The sequence below is a fragment of the Borreliella burgdorferi B31 genome, assembly GCF_000008685.2.
In the GTDB taxonomy this organism is placed as follows: Bacteria; Spirochaetota; Spirochaetia; order Borreliales; family Borreliaceae; genus Borreliella; species Borreliella burgdorferi.
Genome location: NC_001318.1, coordinates 701,388 through 724,144, shown reverse-complemented (window position 1 = coordinate 724,144; position 22,757 = coordinate 701,388). Strand labels below are relative to the sequence as shown.

The window sequence follows — 22,757 nt, the reverse complement described above, 5'->3', positions numbered from 1 at the left end:
AAAAATGGAAGTTTATGAAAATAGCCGTGCTTTTATCTGGAGGAGTCGACAGTTCTGTTGCCCTTTATAGAATTATAAACAAAGGATATTCAAATATAAAATGCTACTATTTAAAAATCTGGGTTGAAGATGAACTGTCTTATATTGGAAACTGCCCTTGGCAAGAAGATTTAAATTATGTTGAAGCTATATGCAACAAATTTAATGTACCGTATGAAATAATAAACTTTCAAAAAGAATATTATAACAAAGTAGTAAGCTATACTATTGAAGAACTTAAAAATGGCAATACCCCAAGTCCAGATATTTTTTGCAATCAAAGGATAAAGTTTGGAGCATTTTTTGAGAAAATCAATAGCCAATATGATTTGGTTGTAACGGGACATTACGCTAAAATACAAATAAAAGAAAGTAAATTTTTATTAAAACAGGCAAAAGATAAAATTAAAGACCAAAGCTACTTTTTATCTCATCTCTCTCAAAAACAAATGTCAAAACTATACTTTCCCTTAGGCACATTACTTAAAAGCGAAGTAAGACAAATAGCTAAAAACATAAATTTACCCAACAAAGATAGAAAAGATAGTCAGGGTATTTGCTTTTTAGGAAAAATTAAATATAACGAATTTATCAAATACCATCTTGGAGAGAAAAAGGGAAATATAATTGAAAAAGAAACGGGAAAAATAATAGGAATTCACAACGGATATTGGTTTTTTACAGTTGGACAAAGAAGAGGAATAAAACTTAGCAACGGGCCATGGTTCGTCATAGAAAAAGATCTGGAAAAAAATATTATATACATATCCCATAACGAGAATTATTTAAAACAAGCAAAACGCAAATTTTTAGTTCACGAAATACATTGGATAAACGACACACCTACGAACTTTGAAAATTTCAAAATTAAAATAAGACATGGCGAAAAGAAATACTCATGCAAATTAAAACTTATTACAAATAACTTAATGGAAATTTCTTTAAACAAAAAAGATCAAGGAATCTCCCCAGGACAATTTGCAATTTTTTATAAAAACACAGAATGCCTGGGGGGTGCTAAAATTTTTAAAATCATAGAATAATAATCCGCCCAAAAAGTTAGAGAAGATTTTTCAATCTTCTACTTACTTTTCGATCTTAAAATAATCAACAGATTCTTTTAAATCTTTTACACTCTCTAACATCTTTTCAGACATTGCAGAAAGCTCTTCACTGCTTGAGGCTGTAGTTTGGACTAACTGACTAACCTGCTCTATTGCATTTTTAAATTGCTCTATTTGAACACTTTGCTTATAACTTTCATTAGAAATATTTTTTACAAGTCTGGCTGTTTGTTCCATACCAGGAACTATTTGTTCAAAATTTTCCCCAGCACGACTTGCAACAGTTAAACTTCTGTTTGCAATATCAATAATCTCTCTTGCTGATTCTTTGCTTTGATCTGCAAGCTTTCTAACCTCAGCAGCTACCACTTCAAATCCCTTGCCCTTTTCTCCCACTCGTGCAGCTTCAATCGAGGCATTTAAAGCAAGCAAATTGGTTTGCCTTGTTATCTCATCAATAATTCCAATTTTTTCAGTAATTACAGTCATTGCCTCAATAGCCTTAACAACAGATTTATGCCCCTCTTTAGTCCTTTCATTAGTATTAACAGCAATTTTTTCAGTAGTAGCTGCATTTTCAGTATTCTCAGAAACACCTTGTGAAATTTGCTCAATATTTGCTGTCATTTGCTCTAAAGTAGAAGCCTGCTCAACAGCGCCAGAACTTAAATTCTGGCTTGCATTTGCTATTTGAATTGCATTTTCATAAAGATAATCTAGATTTTCAATAACTCCTTTTGCAACTGAAGAAAAATTGGTTCTCAACTGCTCAAGCCCTTCGTACAAACTGTAAAGCTCTACAGTATCCCATTTGCCAAAATTAATATCAGCAGTAAAATTACCAGAAGCAAGTCTCTCAGAATATTCCAGTATCTTATTCAAAGAAGAGCTTAACTTTTTCACAAGATAAAGAGTTGCAATAGCAAGCATAAGTAATGTAAATACAAAACTAATTGCTAAGATTATAGTTGTAGCTCGTGACATGTAATAAAAATCGTCCTCTGAAGTTCTCATTAAAAGAATAAATTTATTATTAGACAAGTTTAATAACACCTTTTGACTAATTCCCACATATTTCTTATTGCTTTTAGGATCATAATAATAAACAGTTGAAATTTCTTTATTCTTTTGCAACAAATCTTCAGATGTTTTCTTAATAATATTGGAATAAGAAGCACTAATATCAGTCAAAATATCACCTGGCAATACTACATGATGAACCAACAATCTACCCGTAGTATCATAAGCTAGCGCACGACCGCTAGAGAGTATTCCAAAATTAATCCCTCTAAAAGACCTATATATATAATCCATTGAATAAAGAAACATAAAATAACCAAAAATGTTATCTGTTTCAAAATCTCTTAATGGCATACCTATTAATATGTAAGGAATCTGACCTTTTTTATTTTTTATCTTGGAAATATCTTTAAGTAAAGACTCCTCAATAGACCCGGGATCTGCCAACATGACAAAGGAATTGTAAACAATACTATTAGACTCCTTAAGTTTTGTAAAATATTCTCTATCCCCAATAGATTTGCCAAAATCACTATTATCCTTAACCGCCGTAGTAAACACTATTTTACCTTCTTTGTCTGTAACCATCATATTACTACCGGTTTGAATAAGAATTTCAGATTGATCTGAAATAAAGCTCAACCTTTTGGATTTAATTTTACTAGCCTCATTAAATTTTTCAGCAGAGTTGAAATACATGGAACTAACCCTAACTTTCTCTTCCATTGAAGAGATGTAAAGATTAAAAGAACTTTTAATGCTTTCAATAAGATTTATCATAAGATTAAACTGTTGATCCACCAATTTACTATTAATAAGCATTCCAAAAGCAAAAAACAAAATTGATATAAAGAATGCTATCAGAATAAGAACAAGTAGCAACATCCTAGCTTTAAGCTTCATACTAACCACCTCTTTTACAAAAAATAAATTCTAAAACTCTGAAAAATCATCATCAAAATTTAAATCCTTATCAGCAATATCGATAGCTTTTTTAGGATCAACTCGCTTATTAATAGTTCTTACAGAAGATTCGCTCTCAATATCTAAAGAATAATTATTATGCCCACTGGCATTTGAAGTAGAAATTCCATTGCTTTTCAAATTTTGATTTTCATCTTTAAAAGAATTTTCAGGACAATCTATTAACCTGAAATCATAATCATCATTTTCTGGATTTTCAATTTTAGAATCTTTAATTTTGAAAAATAATACAGATTTTCTAAGTTCCTTAGACTTTTCTAACATTTTATCGGACATACTAGAAAGCTGCTCACTGCTTGAAGCTGAAGATTGAACAACTTCTCCAACCTGATCTAAAGCCATTTTAAATTGAGCAATCTGATCGCTTTGCTTAGAGCTACCTTCTGAAATCTTCTTAACAAGATTAGCCGTTTCTTCAATTTCGGGTAGCATTTCTTTAAAGATCACTCCCGCTTCAGTTGCTACCTTAGAGTTATCTTCAACTAACTCTCCAATCTCAAGAGCAGAAATTTTACTCAAATCAGCCAACTTTCTAATCTCACTGGCCACAACAGCAAATCCCTTTCCCTCATCTCCTGCTCTTGCAGCTTCAATAGCCGCATTCAAAGCAAGTAAATTGGTTTTTCTAGCTATCTCTTCAATAACACTAACTTTCTCCACAATGTCTTGCATAGCAATAACAGATTCTTCAACGGCCCTACCACCTATCTGAGAATTTTCATTCGTCTTTAAAGCTATTTGTTCTGTTTCATAAGAATTATTGGCGCTCATGTTGACACCTGAGGCTATTTGCTCAACATTAGCTGACATTTCTTCAAGAGCAGATGCCTGTTGCAATGCACTAGAGCTTAAATTTTGACTTGAACTGGCAACTTCTAAACTTGCCTTATTTACATAGCTAATATTTCTCAAAACACTAGAAATTGCTACAGAAATAGCTTTTTTCATTTTAACAACCTGAAGACTTAACATGCCAAGTTCATCAAGAGTATTTTCATCATCATCAAGAGCATAATCTTTATCTAAATTGCCCTTAACCATATCTTGAACTAGAACTCTAATTGCGTTTAAACGAAAACTAATAATCCTGTCTATTCTAATTGAAAGAACAATACTTAATGCTATAATGCCTAAGACTGAATATAAAATATACTGAAATCTTAGACTAGATATTACTCCGTAAATATCCTTATAAGGAAGCCTAGCAATAAGTACTCCACTCTTTTCTCCCAATTTACTACTTATGGGCAACATTGCATAATAACAATCTTCTCCCATTTCGGACAAAAGTATTCTATCAATAGTGTAAACCGACACTTCACTGGCAATGTTTGATGGAAAAGGGGGCTTAGAGAAAACATCTTTAAGAACATTCAAAAATTTAGAACTAACCCTGCTGGTTTCATTATATTCTTCAAAAGGATTAACTGCTATATTGTTGGGATCCACATAAATAAAATTGCCTCTTTTATAAAAACCGAATCTAAATCTATCAAAACTATCTGCCACAATATCATTAAGCAAATATCCGGCCAAATACCCACAAACAAGTTTATCTTCTGGGGAATATACAGGTACAATTATTGCAAAAGCCTTTTTTTCGCTTTGTTTAGACCTAATAGCAACTTCTGCGGATATTCCTTCAGAAAGATTTGAATACCAACCTATAAATTTTAATTGGTTTTGCCTATAATCCTCAACAGCTTTTTTAAAATAATTGGTATTAGCCTCAGAATGACCAAAATCCATATTATTCTCATGTCTTGTGCTAACAATTACTCTCCCTTCAAAATCAAAAAAAGCGAATTCTTCAAAAAGGGTATCATTTTTAAGATTGGCCATAAAATTGTATAAGTATTGTCGATATTTTTTGCTCACCTTTACAGAGTCAATAACAAATTTTGGATTTTTTCTTAAATCTATCAATTCCGACTCAGAGAAATCTTTTCCTCTATTCTCAGACATTGCAAATTCTGATATGGTTTCAAGTGCCAAATTAGAAGCTGCACCATTGATTATGACATGCAGGGTGTCTAAAAAAGATTGCAAAGAAAAAGCTGCTCTTCTTACTTGCGCCCTTGTAAGCTGCTTATAATAATCTTCTAAATAACCGCATAAAACAAAATTAAAAATCGTGGAAAAAAGTAGCAGTATAAAAATTAAAAACAATAATAAAAATCCAACAAACCTGTATTTAAGCTTCAATAACATAATAAACTACCTCACAAATCACCTACTTATTTAATCAAATAAACTCAAGACCAAAGGGTATCAAAAAAAAATTTACAGCAAAAAATCAAAAACTCTCAAAAAAATAAAAGAATTTTCACAACATGAAAAACAAATTATAAACTATTATTATTAACTGCTAATGCTTTTTATAGGTTATTCCTAAGAACTTAGGCGCATAATTTTTTTTTGAAAAAAAGATAAGACTTAGAATAATAATTAAATATGGGGTAATCACTAACATTTTGGGAGGCATTATTAAAGAAAAAAAGGGTAATTGAGCCAAAACAATTGCCAAAGTTTTCACAAATGAAAACAAAAAACTGCCTATTAAAACTCCCAAAGGCGTCCATTTTCCAAAAATCAACATTACAATAGCAATAAAACCTTGTCCACCTGTAACCCCTTGCACATAACTTGATGCAACCACCGTTGTAAGAACAGCACCTGAAACCCCTGCTAAAAAACCACTCAAAAGAACGCAAAAAAATCTAATTTTATTTACACTAACTCCAACAGACTCTAATACCTCTGGATTTTCACCACTTGCATTAATTCTAAGCCCAATTTTAGTGTATTTGAAAACAATATGAAACAAAACCACACTTAGGATTGCAATGTATACAGAATATCTTTTGCCAAAAATTTGAAAAATAAAAGATGTTTTGTTTAAAATTCCATCAAAAAGTATCGGCAACTTTATTTCTATAGGCGGAGTTGAAATAGAAGAAAAAATCAAAGTGCTTATAAAAACAGCAATAGCGGGTCCTAAAAAATTAAGTGCCATTCCGGTTATAATTTGATCTGATTTTAAAAAAATTGTAAAAACAGCGTGCAAAATAGCAAGAACAAGCCCTGCTAGCCCACCAGCAAAAATTGAAAACAATGGATCATTTGTAAAATATGCAACTGTAGCTCCTGAAAATGCTCCTATTGTCATTATTCCTTCAAGTCCAATATTAATAATTCCACTTTTCTCGCTTATAAGACCCCCAAGACCAGCTAAAATTAAGGTTTGAGAATTTATTAAAGTTTCACTAATCAAGAATATTATTATATTTGACACGCTTAACACCTTTTAAAACAATTTTATTTAAAAAATAGCTAGCAGAAATTACAAGAACAATTATTCCCATCATCAAAGATACAATTGAAGATGGAAGGCCCATTAAACTTTGAACTCTACTGCTTCCATAAAGCAATATAGAAAAAAGAATGCTAGAAAATATTATGCCAATTGGCGAATTGTTTCCCATAAGAGAAGCAGCTATCCCATTAAAACCAATTCCTTGCATATAAGAAAGCTTAAATATAGCTTTATTAACACCCATAAGTTGAATAGCACCAGCAAGACCTGCAACAGCTGCTGAGAGAAACATTGAAAAAATTAGCACAGCTTTTACATTAATACCCATACATCTTGAAGCTTCAATATTACTTCCTGTGGCATTTATTTTAAATCCAATAATAGTTTTATTAAGTAAAAACCATATTAAAATAGCAAAAATTATACCTAAAATTATTCCAAAATGAAGAGGTGCTTTTAAAAGCTCATTAACAAAAGGATGAGAAGATCTATAAGCAAGACCTTCTGGTGAGAGCTTCCAAGAAGCTAAAAAATCAATATATGCGCTTTCTTTAATGGGTTTTGAAAAATCACTATTATCTCTTTTAATAAAACTAAAATCTAAAATTATATTATTTAAATGAAATAATATCCAATTAAACATTATTCCTGAAATCACTTCGCTAATATTGAATTTGGCTTTTAAATATCCGATTAAAATTCCTAAACTGCCTGAAGCTAAAAAAGTAATAATAAAAATAGTAATTACATGTAAAATTGGAGGCAAATCAAGTAAAACTGATGCTATTAAAGCAACAATAGATCCTAGTATAAACTGGCCTTCAACCCCAATATTAAAAAGACCCGCTTTTAAAGAAATACCAATAGAAAGACCTGTAAAAATCAAAGGAGCTGAATAACTTAAAACATAACCTAAATGTTTGGGAGAAGAAAAAATAATTTCTAATATTATAAAATACATTCTAAAAGGAGAATGACCAAGCCCCATCACCACTAGCCCAACAATTAAAAATCCAACAAATAGAGCAAATACACTAACAAATGCTGAAGAATTTAAAAATTTCAAAATAAATTTACTAAATACGTTTTTACTAATTGTCATTTAGCTTAAGCCTATCATCATTTTACCAATAACATCAATATCAAAATTATCCTCTAAAATGCCCACTATTCTTCCACCATGCATTACAGCTATCCTGTCACAAACATTAACAAGCTCATCAAGTTCAAGAGAAACCAATAAAACAGATCTACCCGCATCTCTTTGCTCTATTATTCTTTTGTAAATATTCTCAACAGCTCCAACATCAAGGCCTCTTGTAGGCTGAATAGCCAAAAGAATATCTGGCTCTAAACTAATCTCACGAGCAACAATAACTTTTTGTTGATTACCTCCGGATAAATGCTTTACCTTGCTTAAAATATCTCTTGGTCTAATATCAAAATGACTTACAAGTTGATTGCTCAATTTTCTTAAAATATTAAGATCAAACCCCACAAATTGTTTTTTAAACTTATTGAATTGTCTTTTAATAAAATTGAAAAAATTGAATTTTAAATCAAAATTACTCTTCAAATGAATTGTTTTTAATCTCAAATAATCAGGATTATCAAAGCTCTTAAGTCCAATATTTTGCATAACATTGAATTCTAAAATAAGGCCGTGTTTTTGCCTGTCCGAAGGAATATTGCCAATTTTTTTATCTATTCTTTGTTTAATAGTTAAACCTTTTAAAGATTCCAAATTCCCCGAAGAATTTTTTTTCAAAATATCGCCCTTAAATATGCTTTTCAAACCCAAAATTGCATCAACTAAATCCTCCTGACCACTCCCCTCAATACCTGATATTCCAAGAATTTCTCCATTTCTCAGATCAAGATTAACGTCTTTAACTTTTAAAACTCCTCTCTCATCTTTAACACTTAAATTCTTTATTTCAAGAATATTAAAATGATTTTCAAATTTAATTTTAGATGAGCGAAGTGCAACTTCTTTTCCTATCATTAATTTTGTAAGATCTTTGTCATCAATATCAGCAATATTAACAGTTTTTACAACCTTCCCAAGACGCATAATTGTACATTTCTTTGCAATAGATCTAATTTCTTTTATTTTATGGGTAATAAGTATTACAGTATGACCCTCTTGGGCGAGTACCTTTAAAATATTTATAAAATCATCAACTTCACTTGGAGCAAGCACTGCTGTAGGTTCATCAAAAATAATAATATCTGCATTTCGATAAAGAACTTTCAATATCTCTATTTTTTGTTCCATGCCAACACTCAAGTCTTCAACCCTTTTTTCTAAATCTATCTTTAAACCATACTTTTCCGAAAGAGAACTTATCTTTTTTCTAGCTTGTTTGTAATCAAGAAAACCAAATTTTGAATTTTCATATCCCAAAATAATGTTTTGAACAGCAGTAAATTGCGGAATTAACATAAAGTGTTGGAAAACCATTCCAATCCCATTTCGAATAGCTTCGCTTGAATCCTTAAAGTTTATTTCTTGACCTTTTAAAATAATTCGACCACTATTTACTTGATGAATCCCATAAATAGTTTTCATTAAGGTAGTCTTTCCAGCACCATTTTCTCCAAGAATAGCATGAACTTCGCCTGCCTTAAATTTAATAGAAACATTATCATTGGCAACAAAATCACCATACTTTTTTGTAATATTTTCTAATACTAGTACATCTTCTTTCATCAAGCTTTAATCCTAATATAAATATCAAACATAAATGACTTACAATATTCTATTCTAATGAAATATAATAAAGCTTAAAATTTATATTTTCAATAGCATTTTAAATTTTAATAAACAAAATAAATTATCTATAAAAATTAATTGCTAATAAATAAAAATGCTTAAAATATAAAAACCTTAATAAAGAGAGCAAATTAATGTTAAAATAAAAGAATAAATAAATTATTACAAAAGAGAGTATTATGAAAATCAAAGCCTGCATTTTTGATATGGATGGAACACTGGTAAATAGTATAATGGATATTGCATTCTCAATGAATTCTGCTCTTTCAAACTTAGGATACAGTAAAATAGAACTAAGCAAATTCAATGCCCTTGTTGGCAGAGGATTTAACAAGTTTGTAATAGACACTCTAAAGCTATTATCTCTTGAACATGATAATCCTAATTTACAAGAAAAACTTTACAAAGAATTTGTTAAAGAATACAATAAAAACCTTTCATTCCAAACAAAACCATATGAAAATATAAAACCCCTTTTAGAAACTATGAATAAGCTTAACATTCCAATTGGAATTTTAAGCAATAAGAACCACGAAGAATTAATAAATTTGGTGAAAAATATTTTTGGAAATATATTGTTTTTTGAAATCAGGGGTTATTCAAAAAATTTTCCACCAAAGCCAGATCCTGAAAATGCCCTTGATATGATATTAGAATTAAATGCCCAAAAAGAAGAAATTGCATATATTGGAGACAGCGATGTGGATATGCTAACCGCACTAAACGCTGGATTTATGCCAATAGGGGTTTCTTGGGGATTTAGAAGTGTTCAAGAATTAAAAGAAAGTGGAGCAAAACATATAATACACAATCCACTTGAACTATTGGACCTAATAAAATGAATACAAAACCATATTTTCCTTATTTATATCATTATCTATTCAATCATGAAAGTATAAAAAGTTTATCTGCCATAGAAAAAGAAATTGAAATACTCAACTATTTAAAAGAAAACAAAAAAACAATTGCTACATTTATCAAAAATGATTTTGAATCAGAAATAAAAGACCTAATTCAATACGTCAAGGATAAAACAGATATAATGATTACCCCATTTGTTTTATCTGGCATTGAAGCTATTGATTTTAACATTGTAAAGCCTCTTTTTAGTAAAGAATTGACAAAAAACGACTTAAATTTGATATTTAACTTTGTCAAAGTCAACTCATCTTTAAGAAAAGAATTCTTTTATAATTTTAATACCATAAGCAATGGATACATTACTTTTTATATAAACAAACTATTTGAAGGAAAAAACTCTTATACAATATACTTAATACAAAAGGAAAATAAAGCACTTTATTCATCAGACATCATAAAAAATTATATAAAGATACTACTTCTCTTAAAAGTATTGGTAATTAAATACTGCTTTGAAAAAGGAATAGAGCTTACTACTAAAAACATTGAATCCACTTCAAAAGCAATAAGCAATGATACCGACTTTCTAGACGAAAAGACAGCTAAGCTTATAATTGAAAGCTTTTTCAAATATGAGACCTTACAAACAATGTCTCCAATTTCAACATTAATTGCCATTTTTTCAGCCAGAGCAAGAACTCCAAAATACAAAAACAATCCGGTTAAAGGTTTTATTGGGTATGATGAAAGTTGGTTTTCAATAAAACAGTCGGGCTCTAGAGAATATGATTCAAGAATAATTAAAGAATTATCAGAAATAGCCAAGGTAAATAAATGGTAAAAAAATTTTCAATTTTCTTAAAAGCAATAATAATTTTTTCAATATTTGAACTTTTAATCGAAGAACTCTCAATAATTCTTTTTTTACCATACAAAATACGATTTGCACTAATATTTCTTGGGTTTCTATTTGACACAATTTTTATTTTCATTTTTTTATACAAAATAACCAAGGCCTACCTTTCCCAAAGATTAGAAATCTACGTCAGAAACAATCTATTCTTCGATATAATCCACTGCCTTATTCCTTTAGCGTTTTATAGCTCATATCAGCTTAAAAACATAATTGTCGCCCATGAAACAATATTAAATCCAATAATGCTATCACTTTTCAAGTTAAGATTTTTAAGACTTCTTAGGTTTAATGACCTAATAATAGAAATATATTACAATTCAAAAGAAAAGAACCTAATACTAATAGCATTTGCTAGGACATTTTCAATGAGCTTATTAATACCATTTACATTTTTTATAATAATATCAAGCTCAAAAATTGTAAATTCAATACCAGAAAAACAAGAATTTAATATCATTAAAAATATATCAATAATAAATGAAAAAGCTTACATTAAAGAAAAATATCCCTTCATCTTAATAATCAAGGAAAAAGATGACATAATATACTCAAAATCAGACGAAATATTTGTTTACTACAGTCCCAGTGAATATAGAGTAATAGAAATGGAGAAAACAAAATTTTATATAGATAAATATTTGCAAAGAAAAAGCGATTCTATTCTTGGAATTTTTCTATTTACATTGTTTGCATCATTTACTATTTTTTTAATGAATTTTTATAAATTTTTTAAAGCAAGCTTTTTAAATCCTATTATTTTAATGACAAAAATTTTACAAGACCCATTAGAATATCGAAAAATTCAAATTCCTTTTACTTTAAGCGAAGAAAAAGTATATGAACTTGCAAAATCATTTAACAATCTCTTGCTAAAAGAAAAACTAAACTCAAAGCGAAAAAGCAAAATACCTTTAGAAATTGAAAAAGTAAAAAAAATAATTAATAAAAACCAGGAAATAAAATGAAAATTCAAATAATTATAATGCTGCTTGCATTGTTAGATTTTCCACTTAATGCCAGACTTTTGGACATTTCAATTGAAAAAAGAGCAGATGAAGAAATAAAAAAATATTCGTCTTATAATTTAATTTTAGAAAAAGAATACTATACCAATTTTCCAACAAGCGAAATAGAAAAAAATATTTATAAACTAACAGAACATTTTGTAAAAAGCATAATGCTCAATAAAACTAACTACAGCTTATTAAATTCAAACTACAAAGAAGCAAATAAATATCTAATTCAAAGCGAACTCATTGATAAAAAATTTTTAAAATATAAAATATTTAAAATCAAAAATATAAATGGAATTTTTAAAAGCCATTCACTAATATATACAAAAAAAGGATTTTACAAATTAGAACTTTACATAGAAAATAATGCAGAACCTCTAAAAATATTTAACCTTAACATTACTTATTTTTTAAAGAATTTAGATAAAATAAGTAATGAAATGATTTTTTTCCCAAGGGAATGAAAATAATAAAATTAAAGCTTGAACTTTTTTTATAAATAATTTATTTAACAAATACAGACATTACTCTTTGAAGAACCTTTGCCCTATCTAATGGTTTAACAATAAATGTTTTTGCTCCTTTTATTAAGCAATCCTTAACTAATTGTTCCTTGCCTAAAGCAGATATCATTATCACTCTAGCATTTTTATCAAATTCCATAATATTAGAAAGACAAGTTATTCCATCCATTTTGGGCATAGTAATATCAAGAGTGACAATATCAATATTAGGATAATGATTCTTGTATTTTATCACAGCCTCTTCTCCATCAGCTGCCGTATCAATAATATTAAAGCCCTCTGATGTAAAAATTTGAGTAAGCTGCTTTACGGTAAAAACAGAGTCATCAACAATTAAAACATTAAAAGGAATGCCTGTATCATAATTGATTCCTCTAGGCTTAGATGAAGAATCTGCAGCAATTGTAGTCTTTTGAATCATATTAACCTCTCTCTTCTAATAAAAAGAATTTTTTTCATATCAAACCCTCTCTCTTATTGCAATATTAACTTCTATAATTTTACCATCAGGCAAAGAAAAAGGAACAATTAAAGCCTCAGAACCTTTATTACTTATTTTCATATTTTCTCCATAAATAAAAGCTGGGGGGGTTATATCAAATACAAAACCCTTGGCATGCAAAGTGGTAACAAAATTTCCAGCAATAATATTGCCAACCTCAGTTAGAGTTGCAGCAACCATCTCTTTTGTTTCTTCATCGTCAAAATCATCATACTCTTCAAAATTTAATTTAGAAGCAACAAAAAGAGCTGTTTCTATGTCCATATCAATAATTATACTGCCCTCAACAGACCCAGCAAGCCCTACTATTACAGAAACACCTTTTATCTTTTGATTTATCGACTTAAGCCCGGGCTTACCCATTTCTATATTCTCAACAAGCAACATATCTCTTAAAACCGAAGAAGCAGCATCCAAAAATGGCTCTATATAATCTATTCTCATTAATTTCTCCTTTAGACTTTCCTGTACAAGTTAAAATATTTTGTGGATTTCTCTTTTATAAAAACATCATTATTTTTAAGCTCTTCGTTATCTCCCAAAACCAAAAGAGCCCCTTTAATAGCTTTGGAAGCAATGATATTTAAAATTAAAATCTGATCTTTACTATCCAAGAAACATAAAACATCTTTTAAAAAAACCATTCCCAAATTATCAGGCAAATCTGAAAAAAGAGCATCGGAATATTCAAACAAAACATTACTTAGGATTTCTGACTTAAATTTATAAACTCCGGGACTTTGTTCAAAAGAATTCCTACTATAAATTTCACTAATGCCAATTTCTGACTCTGAAAACACCAACCTAGAAGTTTCAACAACTTTTGATAAATCATTATCAATGGCCGTCAACTTAAAAGGTTTTACATAATATTCAGACAAAGCATTGGCTAAAGCCATAGTCTCCTTTCCACTACCACAACCAATTTCCAATACATTGAAAATAGAATTTAAGTTATTCATAAAACTTAAGCGACTCTCAACAATTTCATTTTTAAATTCTTCCAAACAATCAGCTCCCCACAAATTTCCCGATGATTTTGAATAAAATTCATTTAAAAAACTATCGCAAGGCAAGTAATCAGTATCAACCATATTAAATTTTACTCCAACTTTTTCCAAAAACACATCATTTACCAAAGAAGCATTAAACGAGTATTTCAAAAGATTTTTTTTAATATTTTCCAAATTAAAAGCTGCAGTATTGTTTAGAGTTGAATTTTCATTGTTACCATCATTTTTTGAAGAAACCTTATTGGAAAAATCATTCTTAGAATTTTCTAGTATATCTAAATTATCACAATCGCTTACAAAGTCGCTTTTTTCAACAAAATTTTGACCAGGTTTTAATAACTTTTCTTCTTCACCATAATTAAAAATTTTAAAAACATTAAGAAGTATATAAAGCTTTTCGTTATAATCTACAACGCCTTTTATATAGTTTATTAAAGAATCCTGAGATAAAACTGGATGTGGATCTTGAATAAGGCTAGAATCTATTGAAAAAACATTATTAATTTTATCAACAATTACCCCTATAAGAAGGTCTTCGTTTTTTAAAACCATAATATCTTCAATATCTTTTTTATTAAATTCTAAATTAAACATTATTCTAAGATCTATAATAGGAATTATTTCACCCCGTAAATTATCAAGCCCAGCAACATACTTTTTGGCATTTGGAACATAAGTAAAATTACTAGATTTTCTAATTTCTTTAACCTGCATAATGTCTACTAAATAATGATCCGACCCAAGCTCAAAAGAAACAACTTTAAAATCAAAATTGGTCAATTTAGAATTAGAATTTTTATCATCTAAAATTTTGGGTCCAAAATAAATTTCTTTTATCTGCACAAGAGATCACTCCTTAGTATCCTTTTGTAAATCAAAAAGTTTAAAAACATCAATTATCAATACAACCTTACCATTGCCAAGCGTAGTAGCCCCAACTATACCCGCGCTTGATGAAAATTTATCCTTAATAGGCTTTACTACAAAATCTTCCTCACCAAGAATAGAGTCTACAACAATTGCTATCTTCATGTTGCTAGTATTAACAACTATTAAAAATTTTTCTATTAATGAATCATCCCTTGTTATGTTAAAAAGTTTATCAAGCCTGAGAACAGAAATGACTTCATCTCTTAAATTATAAACTTCATGATAATTTTCAAGCAATTTTATATCATGTTCAGTTATTCTATGAGTTTCAAGAACATTATTTAAAGGAATAACATAAGTCTCAGACCCCGACTTTACTAAAAGACCTTGTATAATCACTAACGTCAATGGTAGTTTAATTTTAAAAATTGTTCCAAGACCAATTTCTGATTCCACCAAAATAGTTCCATTAAGCTTTTCAATGCTTTTTTTCACAACGTCAAGACCAACTCCTCTACCTGAAAGGTCTGTCACTTGAACTGCTGTTGAAAACCCAGGAGCAAAAATTAAGTTAATAAGTTCAAAATCAGAGTAAATTGCATCTTCTTTTATTGTTCCCTTTTCAATTAATTTGCGCCTAATGACCTTTGGATCTATACCAATCCCATCATCTTCAATCTCAATTGATATTACATTACCTTCATTCTTGGCACGCAAAATTATAGTACCTGCTTTGCTCTTTCCCCTTTTAACTCTCTCTTCAACTGTTTCAAGGCCATGATCCATTGAATTTCTAACACAATGCATCAAAGGATCTACAAGGTCATCTATAACAGACTTATCAAGCTCAGTTTCTTCCCCTTCCATTTTAAGATTCACAATCTTATTTAATTTCTTTGAAAGATCTCTTACGACTCTTGTAAACCTTGAAAATATATTAGATATTGGTAACATTCTGGTTTTTAAAACACTCTCATGCAAATCTGTAATTATTCTTGACAGCCGCCCAGAGGTCATTTTAAAATTTTGAAGAAGTCTGAAAAAAGAATTTCTCAATTCAGATATATCCTTAAGAGCCTTTTCCATTTTAAAACTCATCAAAGAATTAATATGTGATTCGATCTCATCTTCTAATGTTAAGCCTGCATCTTTGAAAACTATCTTTAAATCAATTAAAAAGTTTCTCTGAAAACTTTCTTGATAATCATAAAAATAATTAAAATTATAAAATAATGTAATCATTTCTGAATTTATTTGATTATAAGATGATTTACTTATTACAGCCTCACTGACAAGATTTAATATGTAATCTATTTTTTTGCTATCTATTCTAATTAAATTAACACTAATTGGACTATTTTTCTTAATATTTTTATTTTCCTTAAAAGGTGCTTCATCATCTTCTTTTAGCCTTACGCTCTTTAAAGATTCTAAATTAACATTTTTGATTTCAAAATGACTAACAACATCTGGTAAATTAATCTTTTTAGCAATACTTTCTTCACTGGTATTTGATATTAAGTAATATATTACAAAATCAAAAAACTTATCTGCCAATAATTCGCTAGAATCTGGGATAGACTTGAAAATTTTACCAAGACTTTTTAATGCTTGAAGCATTTGAAGCCCACTAATAGTAGCCATAGGATTGTCTTTTACAAAATCCAATCTAACTTTAAATAACTTTTGATTTTCAACCTCAAGTAATAAATCAGAAATCTCATCCTCTGTAAAATCAAAATTATCATTTAAAACAAAATTGGAATCTAAATCAACATCTTTAATCTCTTCATCTGCAAGCTTTTTTAATTCTTCTTTTACGTTAAATTCATCAACCAAATAGCTTTCAATTAAATTTAAAGAATCTAAACTTTTTTTCACGCCTTCTATATCTGAATATATCAGATAATAATCAACCCTTTTTAAAAATTTATCCTCTATGATTTGCTCATATTTAGGAATTGTATGAAGTACAGATCCTAAATTTTTTAAAATATTAAATATTTTTAGCCCACTATTTTCAACTTCAGAATTGCTATTTGAATTAAAAACAACACTGATCCTTAAAACCTTTTGTCCAATTCCTAGCCCTTCTCTTATCTCCTCAAGATCTGATTCTGAAAGACAAAAATTGTTTTTAATTGAATTTCCATCAAATCTCTTAATAAAAGTCTGATCATCAATTACTAAAAATTGCTTTAATTTGCTTTTAAGATCACTTATGTCATTTAAATAAACCTTGCCATCAATACGAAGCGCAAGCATTTCCTTGATAACATCTAATGAACTTAAAAGCAGATCAACAAGATCATTATTTATATTTACCTTACCATCTCTAATAGCATCAAAAACATCTTCGACAATATGGGTAAAATCAGATAACTCCATCATATCAAGAGAAGCAGAGCTTCCTTTTAAAGTATGAGCTGCCCTGAATATTTCATCAATAGTATCAGAATTATTAGGATCATCCTCTAATGACATAATATTCTCTTCAAGGATATCTACAAGATTTTGAGCTTCTTCAAAAAAAACTCCTAAAAGCTCTTCATTTTCCAAATCTAATATTTCCATATACTATTTCCTATTATTTTAATATGTAAAGCAAACCTTTTAGGTAGCTTTACATATTAATTTAAACCTAATTTTTCGGAGATGATTCTTCAGGTTTTTCACTCTCAATCTTTTCTACAAAGTTTTGGAAAGAGCCTTCAGGCATAGAAATTTTTTCTCTAAGCTTTAAAACTCTTTTAAAAGTTTCGTGTGCCTTTAATTTACGAAGGGATTCAGTTCCGCTAGTCTCATAAACTTTAAATACAGACTCACTGTCAATATCAGAATCTATTGAAACACTCAACTTATCATAAAGAACTCTTAAATCTTTAACATAAAAGATGAAATTTTGCTCTTTTGAACTGTGTGACTTTGAAACTCTAAAAGCCTTAAATCTCATTTTACTTGAAGCAAGAGGATAATTTGGAACATCGTCTTTAATAATTCTGGATGATATATTAGGAATATAGTTAGGATTTGACCAAATTAAATCAGCCCACCCTTTAAACTTTAAAGTACCCATAGAATAAGCATATTCCATGCCATTCATATCTTCAAATAAAACCTCAAGATCTATCTCATACCCTAAACTATAAACAGATACCTTAATTTCTTTCATGGTTTTAATGTTATCAATAAGACCTTTGCCTAAAAATTGATTGCCACTTTCCCCTGAATAAAAAGGAATTTTAAATGGTGGCATAATCATAGCAGATGATTGAGAATAGCTTGGAAACAAAACTCTTACCCCTAAAATAGTATCACCTGCGTACCTTTTTGACTCACTCTTAACAACAGCGGGCGCAACAACTGAATTTTTAACGTAAGCCTGCAACCTTGCAGAAGGAGTAAGTAAAACGCTCCAATTATTTATCCCAAGATCTACAACCATATCTTCCGGCTTAACAATACCAGAAGCGCCCGAATATACATAATCAACATAATTTGTAAGATCAAGTCTAGTTGAACTTGGATCTCTTGCAAGCTCGGCAAAATCTAAAACTAATTCTCCAGGCTCTGCCCTTTTAGAACCCTCTGCTAATCCATCAGTCTCTTGAGCAAAAAGAACAGTGGATAATAAAAAAAATAAAATACTTTTAGCTTTCCTTTTCATGTAAACCAACTCCTTATATATATAAATCTTTTATAAAATTTTCGTTTTTTAATTATTTTTATTAGTAAAATTTAATTTATCAACTTTGCTCCTTTAAGATACACCCTTCAACAAGAATAACAATCTTTTTTATCTTACCAGGATAGTTAAAGCGCATTGTTTTTATTAAAGACATAGCAAAAAGATTGACCTTAACATCAAAAGATTCATTAGATTCATTATAATCACCATTATTAAAAGAATCATAAAATTCTCTTGAAAGATTTACATAATAAACTCCATTCTTTAAAAAAGAATATAAAAATCTTGAATCACTTAATAAAAACCCAAAAGAAAACCCTTCATTGCTTCCTAAAAGAAAATCTTTTACTAAAAGATCTAAATTATCTTTCAAATTTTGTTCATCTCTTAAATATCTTAAATTAGCAACAAATCCCTTGCTAGAATGAAAATAAAAAACCTTTTTTGAAAAAAGATTATCATAATTTAAAAAAACCATACAAATAGAAAACAAAAAGCTTACTGCCAAAGACCCCAAAAGCACCCTAATCATATGCTCTTTTTTTGAATTTAAAAATTTATAAATCACTACATTATATTTAAAAAATATATCCGAAATATTATTTTTCATAAAAATTTATAAATTCCATTAAAGCTTTAAGTATTAGAATATTAAACTTGCTCATGTAATTATAATCCAAAATTAATTTAGCATCTAAAATATTGGATAAAAACCCCATTTCAATCAACACAGCAGGCATACTGCTGTTTTTTATTACAAACCATTGCTCTTTTCTGATTGGCCTAATATTAGTTTCGCTTAACTCATTTTTAAACACTTTATACAAAATTTCAGCCAATCTTTTTGATTCATATTTATATTTAATATCTAGTATATCATTAAGCTCGCTTAAGTATCTATTACCTTTAATATCATATCCCTTAAAATCTTTAATAACTTCTCTTTTTGAATCCTTAGGAAGATACCAAAACTCAACTCCTCTAGCTTCACCGTTTGGAGCATCATTAGCATGTATAGATAAAAATATAACATTATTGGGGAAATTTGGCTTTATTGCATTTGCAAATTCCGACCGTTCTTTTAAAGTTAAATAAACATCATTTATACGAGTTAACAAAATATTTTTATTTACAAAATAATTACTTAAAATTTTAGACAAATATATAGAATAGGTTAATGCAAAATCTTTTTCCTGAAGCACAACGTCATAACCATTTATCTTTAAAGTCACAACAGCACCAGTATCATGCCCGCCATGTCCAGGATCAATGATTATTGAAGTAATTCTGGGTTTATTATAGTCTTTAAGAGAACTAAAATAATTTTCAATTTGTTTTAATACCTTTTGACTTATTAAAATTTCTCCACGAATGTCAATAATTGGGTCTACAAACATATAATAACCAGAAGATGTAAGCGCATATTCAAAGCCTACCCTAAACTTCAAATATCCCTTATCATTTTCAATTGTAAAAACATCATTTTCAATGTTAAAATCAAACCTAAAAACATTAGTATCAAAAAAATCAAGAACATTTAAATAATCGGGGGTCTTAGAATACAAGCTTAAATATGAAAACAAAATCAAATCAATCAATAATATCATTTTCCCAAAGCTCAATGGCACTCTTTAAGTCTCCTTTGAATCTTAAGCTATTTTTAGTAATCTCACCTTTTATCTCCTTAAACTCTTTTTGGAAGAGAAAAGGATTAATTTTGTATTTTAAACAAATTTTGCAAAACCTTAAAAAAGAAAAAACAACGCCATTTCCAACAAAAATTGGGACATAATTCTTAAGCAAAAAAATCAAAAAACTTTTGCTTTTGGTTAAATTTTCTGGCGAATTTAATGCAGTATACTGGATTCTCAGCTTTCTATAAATATAAACATGCTCCCCAAAATAAATAGCTCTTAGTCCAAAATCTATTCTTTGAAAATATTCATTTTGAATTCTTGCGTCAAAACCTCCAAGCTGTAAAAATTTCTCTTTAGAATAAAGTCCGCAATAATCCATGGTAATCAAAGTTTTTTCATAGTCTTTCTCAGAATTTACTAAAATTACCTTAAACTTTTGCTTTTTATCTATGCTGGGAAGAAAAATTGAAGGAATCATTTCCTCTTCTTTATCAAAAAACTCCCCACCAACAAGAAGAACATTTTTTTTTACTATTTCATCGAATATATTTGGAATCCAAAAGGGATTTAACAAGTACATATCACTTTGCAAAACAAAAACAAAATCACAGCTGGATTCTTTCATTGCTAAATTAACCTTTTCCCCAGAATTCAAATCGTCAGAAAGTAAAATAAATTTTAACTTACCATAACTTTCTGAAATAAACTGCAAAGAACTTCTATTGCTCTGTTTTTCAATTGAAATTATTTCTCTTATAAAGTCAAAATTTGATAAAAATTCAAACAAATCTTCTCTAAAAATTTTTGTTCCTCTGCTTAATATTACAAAAGAAATTCCAAAAGAAGATTTTTGTGAATAATTATTTTTAGATTGAATAACAGTATATGAATAGCCACTACCTGGAAGACGCATAAATTACTTTTAAAATCCTTATAATTAAATTATAATAATCATATGTTACATAATACAATGCTAATTGCAAGAATAATGAATATTAATACATTATTCTACGGCATGATCATTATCATTTTTGCACTCATTTCTTGCAATCATAAGAATATACAGTACGACAAGAGAATTAAAAAATTTTTAGATAAAAACAAAATTGAATATAAAATAGACTCAGAAAATGACTTTATAGCATTTAAAGATATAAACAATAACGAAAAAGAAGAAGTAATCATCAGATCAAGACTAAACTCATATAAAAATTCAAAGATAAGAGAAATATTTGGAATTGTTAAAGTATTTGATATAAACACACCAAAAATAAAAGAAATATCTGACTCGCTTATGAGCGATAGTTATAATAACAGAGTATTTGGATCGTGGGAGATTATTCATAATGCAGAAAGAGGAATCAACTCTTTGGTATATATTGTAAAAGCAGAAGAATTTGCAAATGATACATTTTTGCTTGATGCAATTGATGAGATTGCCTCAACAATAAGTATTTTCAAAAAAATAATAACAACCAACAACGAAAACATTGATAATAATGAAGAAAATAACAATACAAATGAATCAAATGAACAGCCCACCTTAAAGCAAGAAAAAACAAATTCAACAAAAGAATCTAATAACGAACTTAAAGAAGATCAAATAGAAGAAGAACTTCAAGAAATCAAAGCCCAATAATTTCAAAATCATTCTACTAATAAAGAATTAACATCAAAGCAAAAATGAACCTTGTCACCTATTTTTATTTGAAATTTAGAAAATGAGCCCCTTGGAAGCTCAAGAGCATACCTTACCTTATAAAGAGAATTAACATTTGCCCTAGAGTACGGCTCTAAATCATAAATCTCTTTAATAATTCCACTTGAATCAATATAAGCTATTTCAAGCAGCAAAGGTGTATTTTCCATCCAAAAAGACAAATTTTGATCTTTTTTAAAAACAAAAAGCATTCCATTGCCATATTCAACTTTTTGAGCACCCATGTAACCTTTTGCCCTATCAAGCTCATTAGATGCTATTTTTACAAAAAACTTAACCCCATTTATCATAATTTCTTTATCGTAAAAATGATCAGCAAAAGATAAAAAAGACATCGACAAAACTAAAAACAAAAACCGTTTTAAAATTTTTTTCAATTATCAGCCTTATTAAAAATCATTTATTATAATTTGAAATATAAGATTTTAAAGTAATTCTTAAAATATTTTTATTTAAAACAATAATAGAATCACCAAGATCCCATAAATAATTCAAAGGCGTTACTAGTGTAGCCTCGCCAAACTTTTTCTTTACCTCAATAAAAATTGCATACTGAGATATTAATTTTTTATCAAAAACAAAAGTGTACGAAAACATTTTATTTTTGTCAAAATTAAAAACAGCATATTTTAAATGGGTTTTAGCAATAAATTGTAAAGTCTGCTTCCTAGCATAAGGAAATTCAACTTCTTCAACATCATAATAAAAAATAGTGCTCTTGAGAACATTCTCTTTAACAGAATCCATGCTAGAACCCAGAACAAAAGATGCAAAAATAGAAAATAAATAAAAAACTGTAATACCCATACAAAGC

At 28.7% G+C, this 22,757-nt stretch carries 21 protein-coding genes; 6 read left to right on the top strand and 15 right to left on the bottom strand.

Features of this window, described 5'->3' with window-relative positions:
- Positions 1-14: 14 nt before the first annotated feature.
- Positions 15-1,082, top strand: coding sequence for a tRNA 2-thiouridine(34) synthase MnmA (gene mnmA, locus BB_RS03455; RefSeq protein ID WP_002657419.1), 1,068 nt, complete (start codon positions 15-17; stop codon positions 1,080-1,082).
- 42 nt (positions 1,083-1,124) lie between these two features.
- Here the strand turns inward: mnmA and BB_RS03450 are convergent, their stop codons facing one another.
- From BB_RS03450 to BB_RS03430, 5 genes are all read right to left on the bottom strand, one after another.
- On the bottom strand, positions 1,125-3,026 hold the full coding sequence (locus tag BB_RS03450; RefSeq protein WP_002657417.1) for a methyl-accepting chemotaxis protein: 1,902 nt from the start codon (positions 3,024-3,026) through the stop codon (positions 1,125-1,127).
- A gap of 30 nt (positions 3,027-3,056) precedes the next feature.
- The gene (locus BB_RS03445) at positions 3,057-5,318 is read right to left on the bottom strand and encodes a methyl-accepting chemotaxis protein (protein WP_010889797.1); all 2,262 of its coding nucleotides are present in this window, start codon (positions 5,316-5,318) and stop codon (positions 3,057-3,059) included.
- A gap of 157 nt (positions 5,319-5,475) precedes the next feature.
- Entirely contained in the window at positions 5,476-6,402 is a 927-nt protein-coding gene (locus tag BB_RS03440; protein ID WP_002656061.1) for an ABC transporter permease, read from the bottom strand.
- Positions 6,374-7,525 carry an ABC transporter permease gene (locus BB_RS03435; protein WP_002655968.1) on the bottom strand — a complete coding sequence of 384 codons (1,152 nt, stop codon included), beginning with the start codon at positions 7,523-7,525 and terminating at the stop codon, positions 6,374-6,376. Before BB_RS03435 ends, BB_RS03440 begins: the two co-directional genes overlap by 29 nt.
- Positions 7,526-9,136: an ABC transporter ATP-binding protein gene (locus BB_RS03430; protein WP_002657011.1), complete on the bottom strand. Its 1,611-nt coding sequence runs from the start codon at positions 9,134-9,136 to the stop codon at positions 7,526-7,528.
- A 242-nt stretch (positions 9,137-9,378) separates the two neighbouring features.
- Here BB_RS03430 and BB_RS03425 point away from each other — a divergent pair, with 242 nt between their 5' ends.
- From BB_RS03425 to BB_RS03410, 4 genes are read left to right on the top strand one after another with little or no spacing between them, the layout of a single operon-like run.
- Positions 9,379-10,041, top strand: a complete 663-nt coding sequence (locus BB_RS03425) for an HAD family hydrolase (RefSeq protein ID WP_010889796.1) — start codon at positions 9,379-9,381, stop codon at positions 10,039-10,041.
- Positions 10,038-10,901, top strand: coding sequence for a hypothetical protein (locus tag BB_RS03420; protein WP_002656630.1), 864 nt, complete (start codon positions 10,038-10,040; stop codon positions 10,899-10,901). Before BB_RS03425 ends, BB_RS03420 begins: the two co-directional genes overlap by 4 nt.
- Positions 10,895-11,941 (top strand): hypothetical protein, encoded by a 1,047-nt coding sequence (locus BB_RS03415; protein WP_002657405.1) that lies wholly within the window; start codon positions 10,895-10,897, stop codon positions 11,939-11,941. Before BB_RS03420 ends, BB_RS03415 begins: the two co-directional genes overlap by 7 nt.
- Positions 11,938-12,453 (top strand): hypothetical protein, encoded by a 516-nt coding sequence (locus BB_RS03410; RefSeq protein ID WP_002657403.1) that lies wholly within the window; start codon positions 11,938-11,940, stop codon positions 12,451-12,453. The genes BB_RS03415 and BB_RS03410 overlap by 4 nt, the downstream gene beginning before the upstream one ends.
- Before the next feature lie 40 nt (positions 12,454-12,493).
- On the opposite strand, the gene BB_RS03405 is transcribed toward BB_RS03410, so the two are convergent.
- The 8 genes from BB_RS03405 to BB_RS03370 form a co-directional block, all read right to left on the bottom strand.
- On the bottom strand, positions 12,494-12,934 hold the full coding sequence (locus BB_RS03405; protein WP_002557259.1) for a response regulator: 441 nt from the start codon (positions 12,932-12,934) through the stop codon (positions 12,494-12,496).
- Positions 12,935-12,973: 39 nt separating this feature from the next.
- On the bottom strand, positions 12,974-13,459 hold the full coding sequence (locus BB_RS03400) for a chemotaxis protein CheX (RefSeq protein ID WP_002557258.1): 486 nt from the start codon (positions 13,457-13,459) through the stop codon (positions 12,974-12,976).
- Positions 13,460-13,470: 11 nt separating this feature from the next.
- Positions 13,471-14,871 carry a CheR family methyltransferase gene (locus tag BB_RS03395; RefSeq protein WP_010889795.1) on the bottom strand — a complete coding sequence of 467 codons (1,401 nt, stop codon included), beginning with the start codon at positions 14,869-14,871 and terminating at the stop codon, positions 13,471-13,473.
- A gap of 6 nt (positions 14,872-14,877) precedes the next feature.
- Positions 14,878-17,472: a chemotaxis protein CheA gene (locus BB_RS03390; RefSeq protein ID WP_010889794.1), complete on the bottom strand. Its 2,595-nt coding sequence runs from the start codon at positions 17,470-17,472 to the stop codon at positions 14,878-14,880.
- A gap of 67 nt (positions 17,473-17,539) precedes the next feature.
- Positions 17,540-18,565: a flagellar filament outer layer protein FlaA gene (gene flaA / locus BB_RS03385; RefSeq protein ID WP_002656539.1), complete on the bottom strand. Its 1,026-nt coding sequence runs from the start codon at positions 18,563-18,565 to the stop codon at positions 17,540-17,542.
- Between the two features lie 79 nt (positions 18,566-18,644).
- Entirely contained in the window at positions 18,645-19,196 is a 552-nt protein-coding gene (locus BB_RS03380) for a GerMN domain-containing protein (RefSeq protein WP_002657394.1), read from the bottom strand.
- A complete protein-coding gene (locus BB_RS03375; protein WP_010889793.1) occupies positions 19,186-20,184 on the bottom strand; it encodes an N-acetylmuramoyl-L-alanine amidase in 999 nt (332 codons plus the stop codon). The genes BB_RS03380 and BB_RS03375 overlap by 11 nt, the downstream gene beginning before the upstream one ends.
- Entirely contained in the window at positions 20,177-21,136 is a 960-nt protein-coding gene (locus BB_RS03370) for a glycosyltransferase family protein (protein ID WP_002655993.1), read from the bottom strand. The genes BB_RS03375 and BB_RS03370 overlap by 8 nt, the downstream gene beginning before the upstream one ends.
- 57 nt (positions 21,137-21,193) lie before the next feature.
- Here BB_RS03370 and BB_RS03365 point away from each other — a divergent pair, with 57 nt between their 5' ends.
- The gene (locus BB_RS03365; RefSeq protein ID WP_002661205.1) at positions 21,194-21,862 is read left to right on the top strand and encodes a lipoprotein; all 669 of its coding nucleotides are present in this window, start codon (positions 21,194-21,196) and stop codon (positions 21,860-21,862) included.
- An 8-nt stretch (positions 21,863-21,870) separates the two neighbouring features.
- Here the strand turns inward: BB_RS03365 and BB_RS03360 are convergent, their stop codons facing one another.
- Complete coding sequence (locus tag BB_RS03360; RefSeq protein ID WP_010889792.1) at positions 21,871-22,320, bottom strand: DUF192 domain-containing protein; 450 nt, start codon at positions 22,318-22,320, stop codon at positions 21,871-21,873.
- A gap of 19 nt (positions 22,321-22,339) precedes the next feature.
- Positions 22,340-22,750: a hypothetical protein gene (locus BB_RS03355; RefSeq protein ID WP_010889791.1), complete on the bottom strand. Its 411-nt coding sequence runs from the start codon at positions 22,748-22,750 to the stop codon at positions 22,340-22,342.
- Positions 22,751-22,757 lie beyond the last annotated feature (7 nt).

Coding starts and splice junctions, on each gene's coding strand:
- BB_RS03420 (WP_002656630.1), top strand. CDS start 10,038: ATGAATACAAAACCATATTTTCCTTATTTATATCATTATCTATTCAAT.
- BB_RS03415 (WP_002657405.1), top strand. CDS start 10,895: ATGGTAAAAAAATTTTCAATTTTCTTAAAAGCAATAATAATTTTTTCA.
- BB_RS03380 (WP_002657394.1), bottom strand. CDS start 19,196: ATGAAAAATAATATTTCGGATATATTTTTTAAATATAATGTAGTGATT.
- BB_RS03405 (WP_002557259.1), bottom strand. CDS start 12,934: ATGATTCAAAAGACTACAATTGCTGCAGATTCTTCATCTAAGCCTAGA.
- BB_RS03430 (WP_002657011.1), bottom strand. CDS start 9,136: ATGAAAGAAGATGTACTAGTATTAGAAAATATTACAAAAAAGTATGGT.
- BB_RS03390 (WP_010889794.1), bottom strand. CDS start 17,472: ATGGAAATATTAGATTTGGAAAATGAAGAGCTTTTAGGAGTTTTTTTT.
- mnmA (WP_002657419.1), top strand. CDS start 15: ATGAAAATAGCCGTGCTTTTATCTGGAGGAGTCGACAGTTCTGTTGCC.
- BB_RS03450 (WP_002657417.1), bottom strand. CDS start 3,026: ATGAAGCTTAAAGCTAGGATGTTGCTACTTGTTCTTATTCTGATAGCA.
- BB_RS03355 (WP_010889791.1), bottom strand. CDS start 22,750: ATGGGTATTACAGTTTTTTATTTATTTTCTATTTTTGCATCTTTTGTT.
- BB_RS03365 (WP_002661205.1), top strand. CDS start 21,194: ATGCTAATTGCAAGAATAATGAATATTAATACATTATTCTACGGCATG.
- BB_RS03425 (WP_010889796.1), top strand. CDS start 9,379: ATGAAAATCAAAGCCTGCATTTTTGATATGGATGGAACACTGGTAAAT.
- BB_RS03370 (WP_002655993.1), bottom strand. CDS start 21,136: ATGCGTCTTCCAGGTAGTGGCTATTCATATACTGTTATTCAATCTAAA.
- BB_RS03410 (WP_002657403.1), top strand. CDS start 11,938: ATGAAAATTCAAATAATTATAATGCTGCTTGCATTGTTAGATTTTCCA.
- flaA (WP_002656539.1), bottom strand. CDS start 18,565: ATGAAAAGGAAAGCTAAAAGTATTTTATTTTTTTTATTATCCACTGTT.
- BB_RS03445 (WP_010889797.1), bottom strand. CDS start 5,318: ATGTTATTGAAGCTTAAATACAGGTTTGTTGGATTTTTATTATTGTTT.
- BB_RS03400 (WP_002557258.1), bottom strand. CDS start 13,459: ATGAGAATAGATTATATAGAGCCATTTTTGGATGCTGCTTCTTCGGTT.
- BB_RS03435 (WP_002655968.1), bottom strand. CDS start 7,525: ATGACAATTAGTAAAAACGTATTTAGTAAATTTATTTTGAAATTTTTA.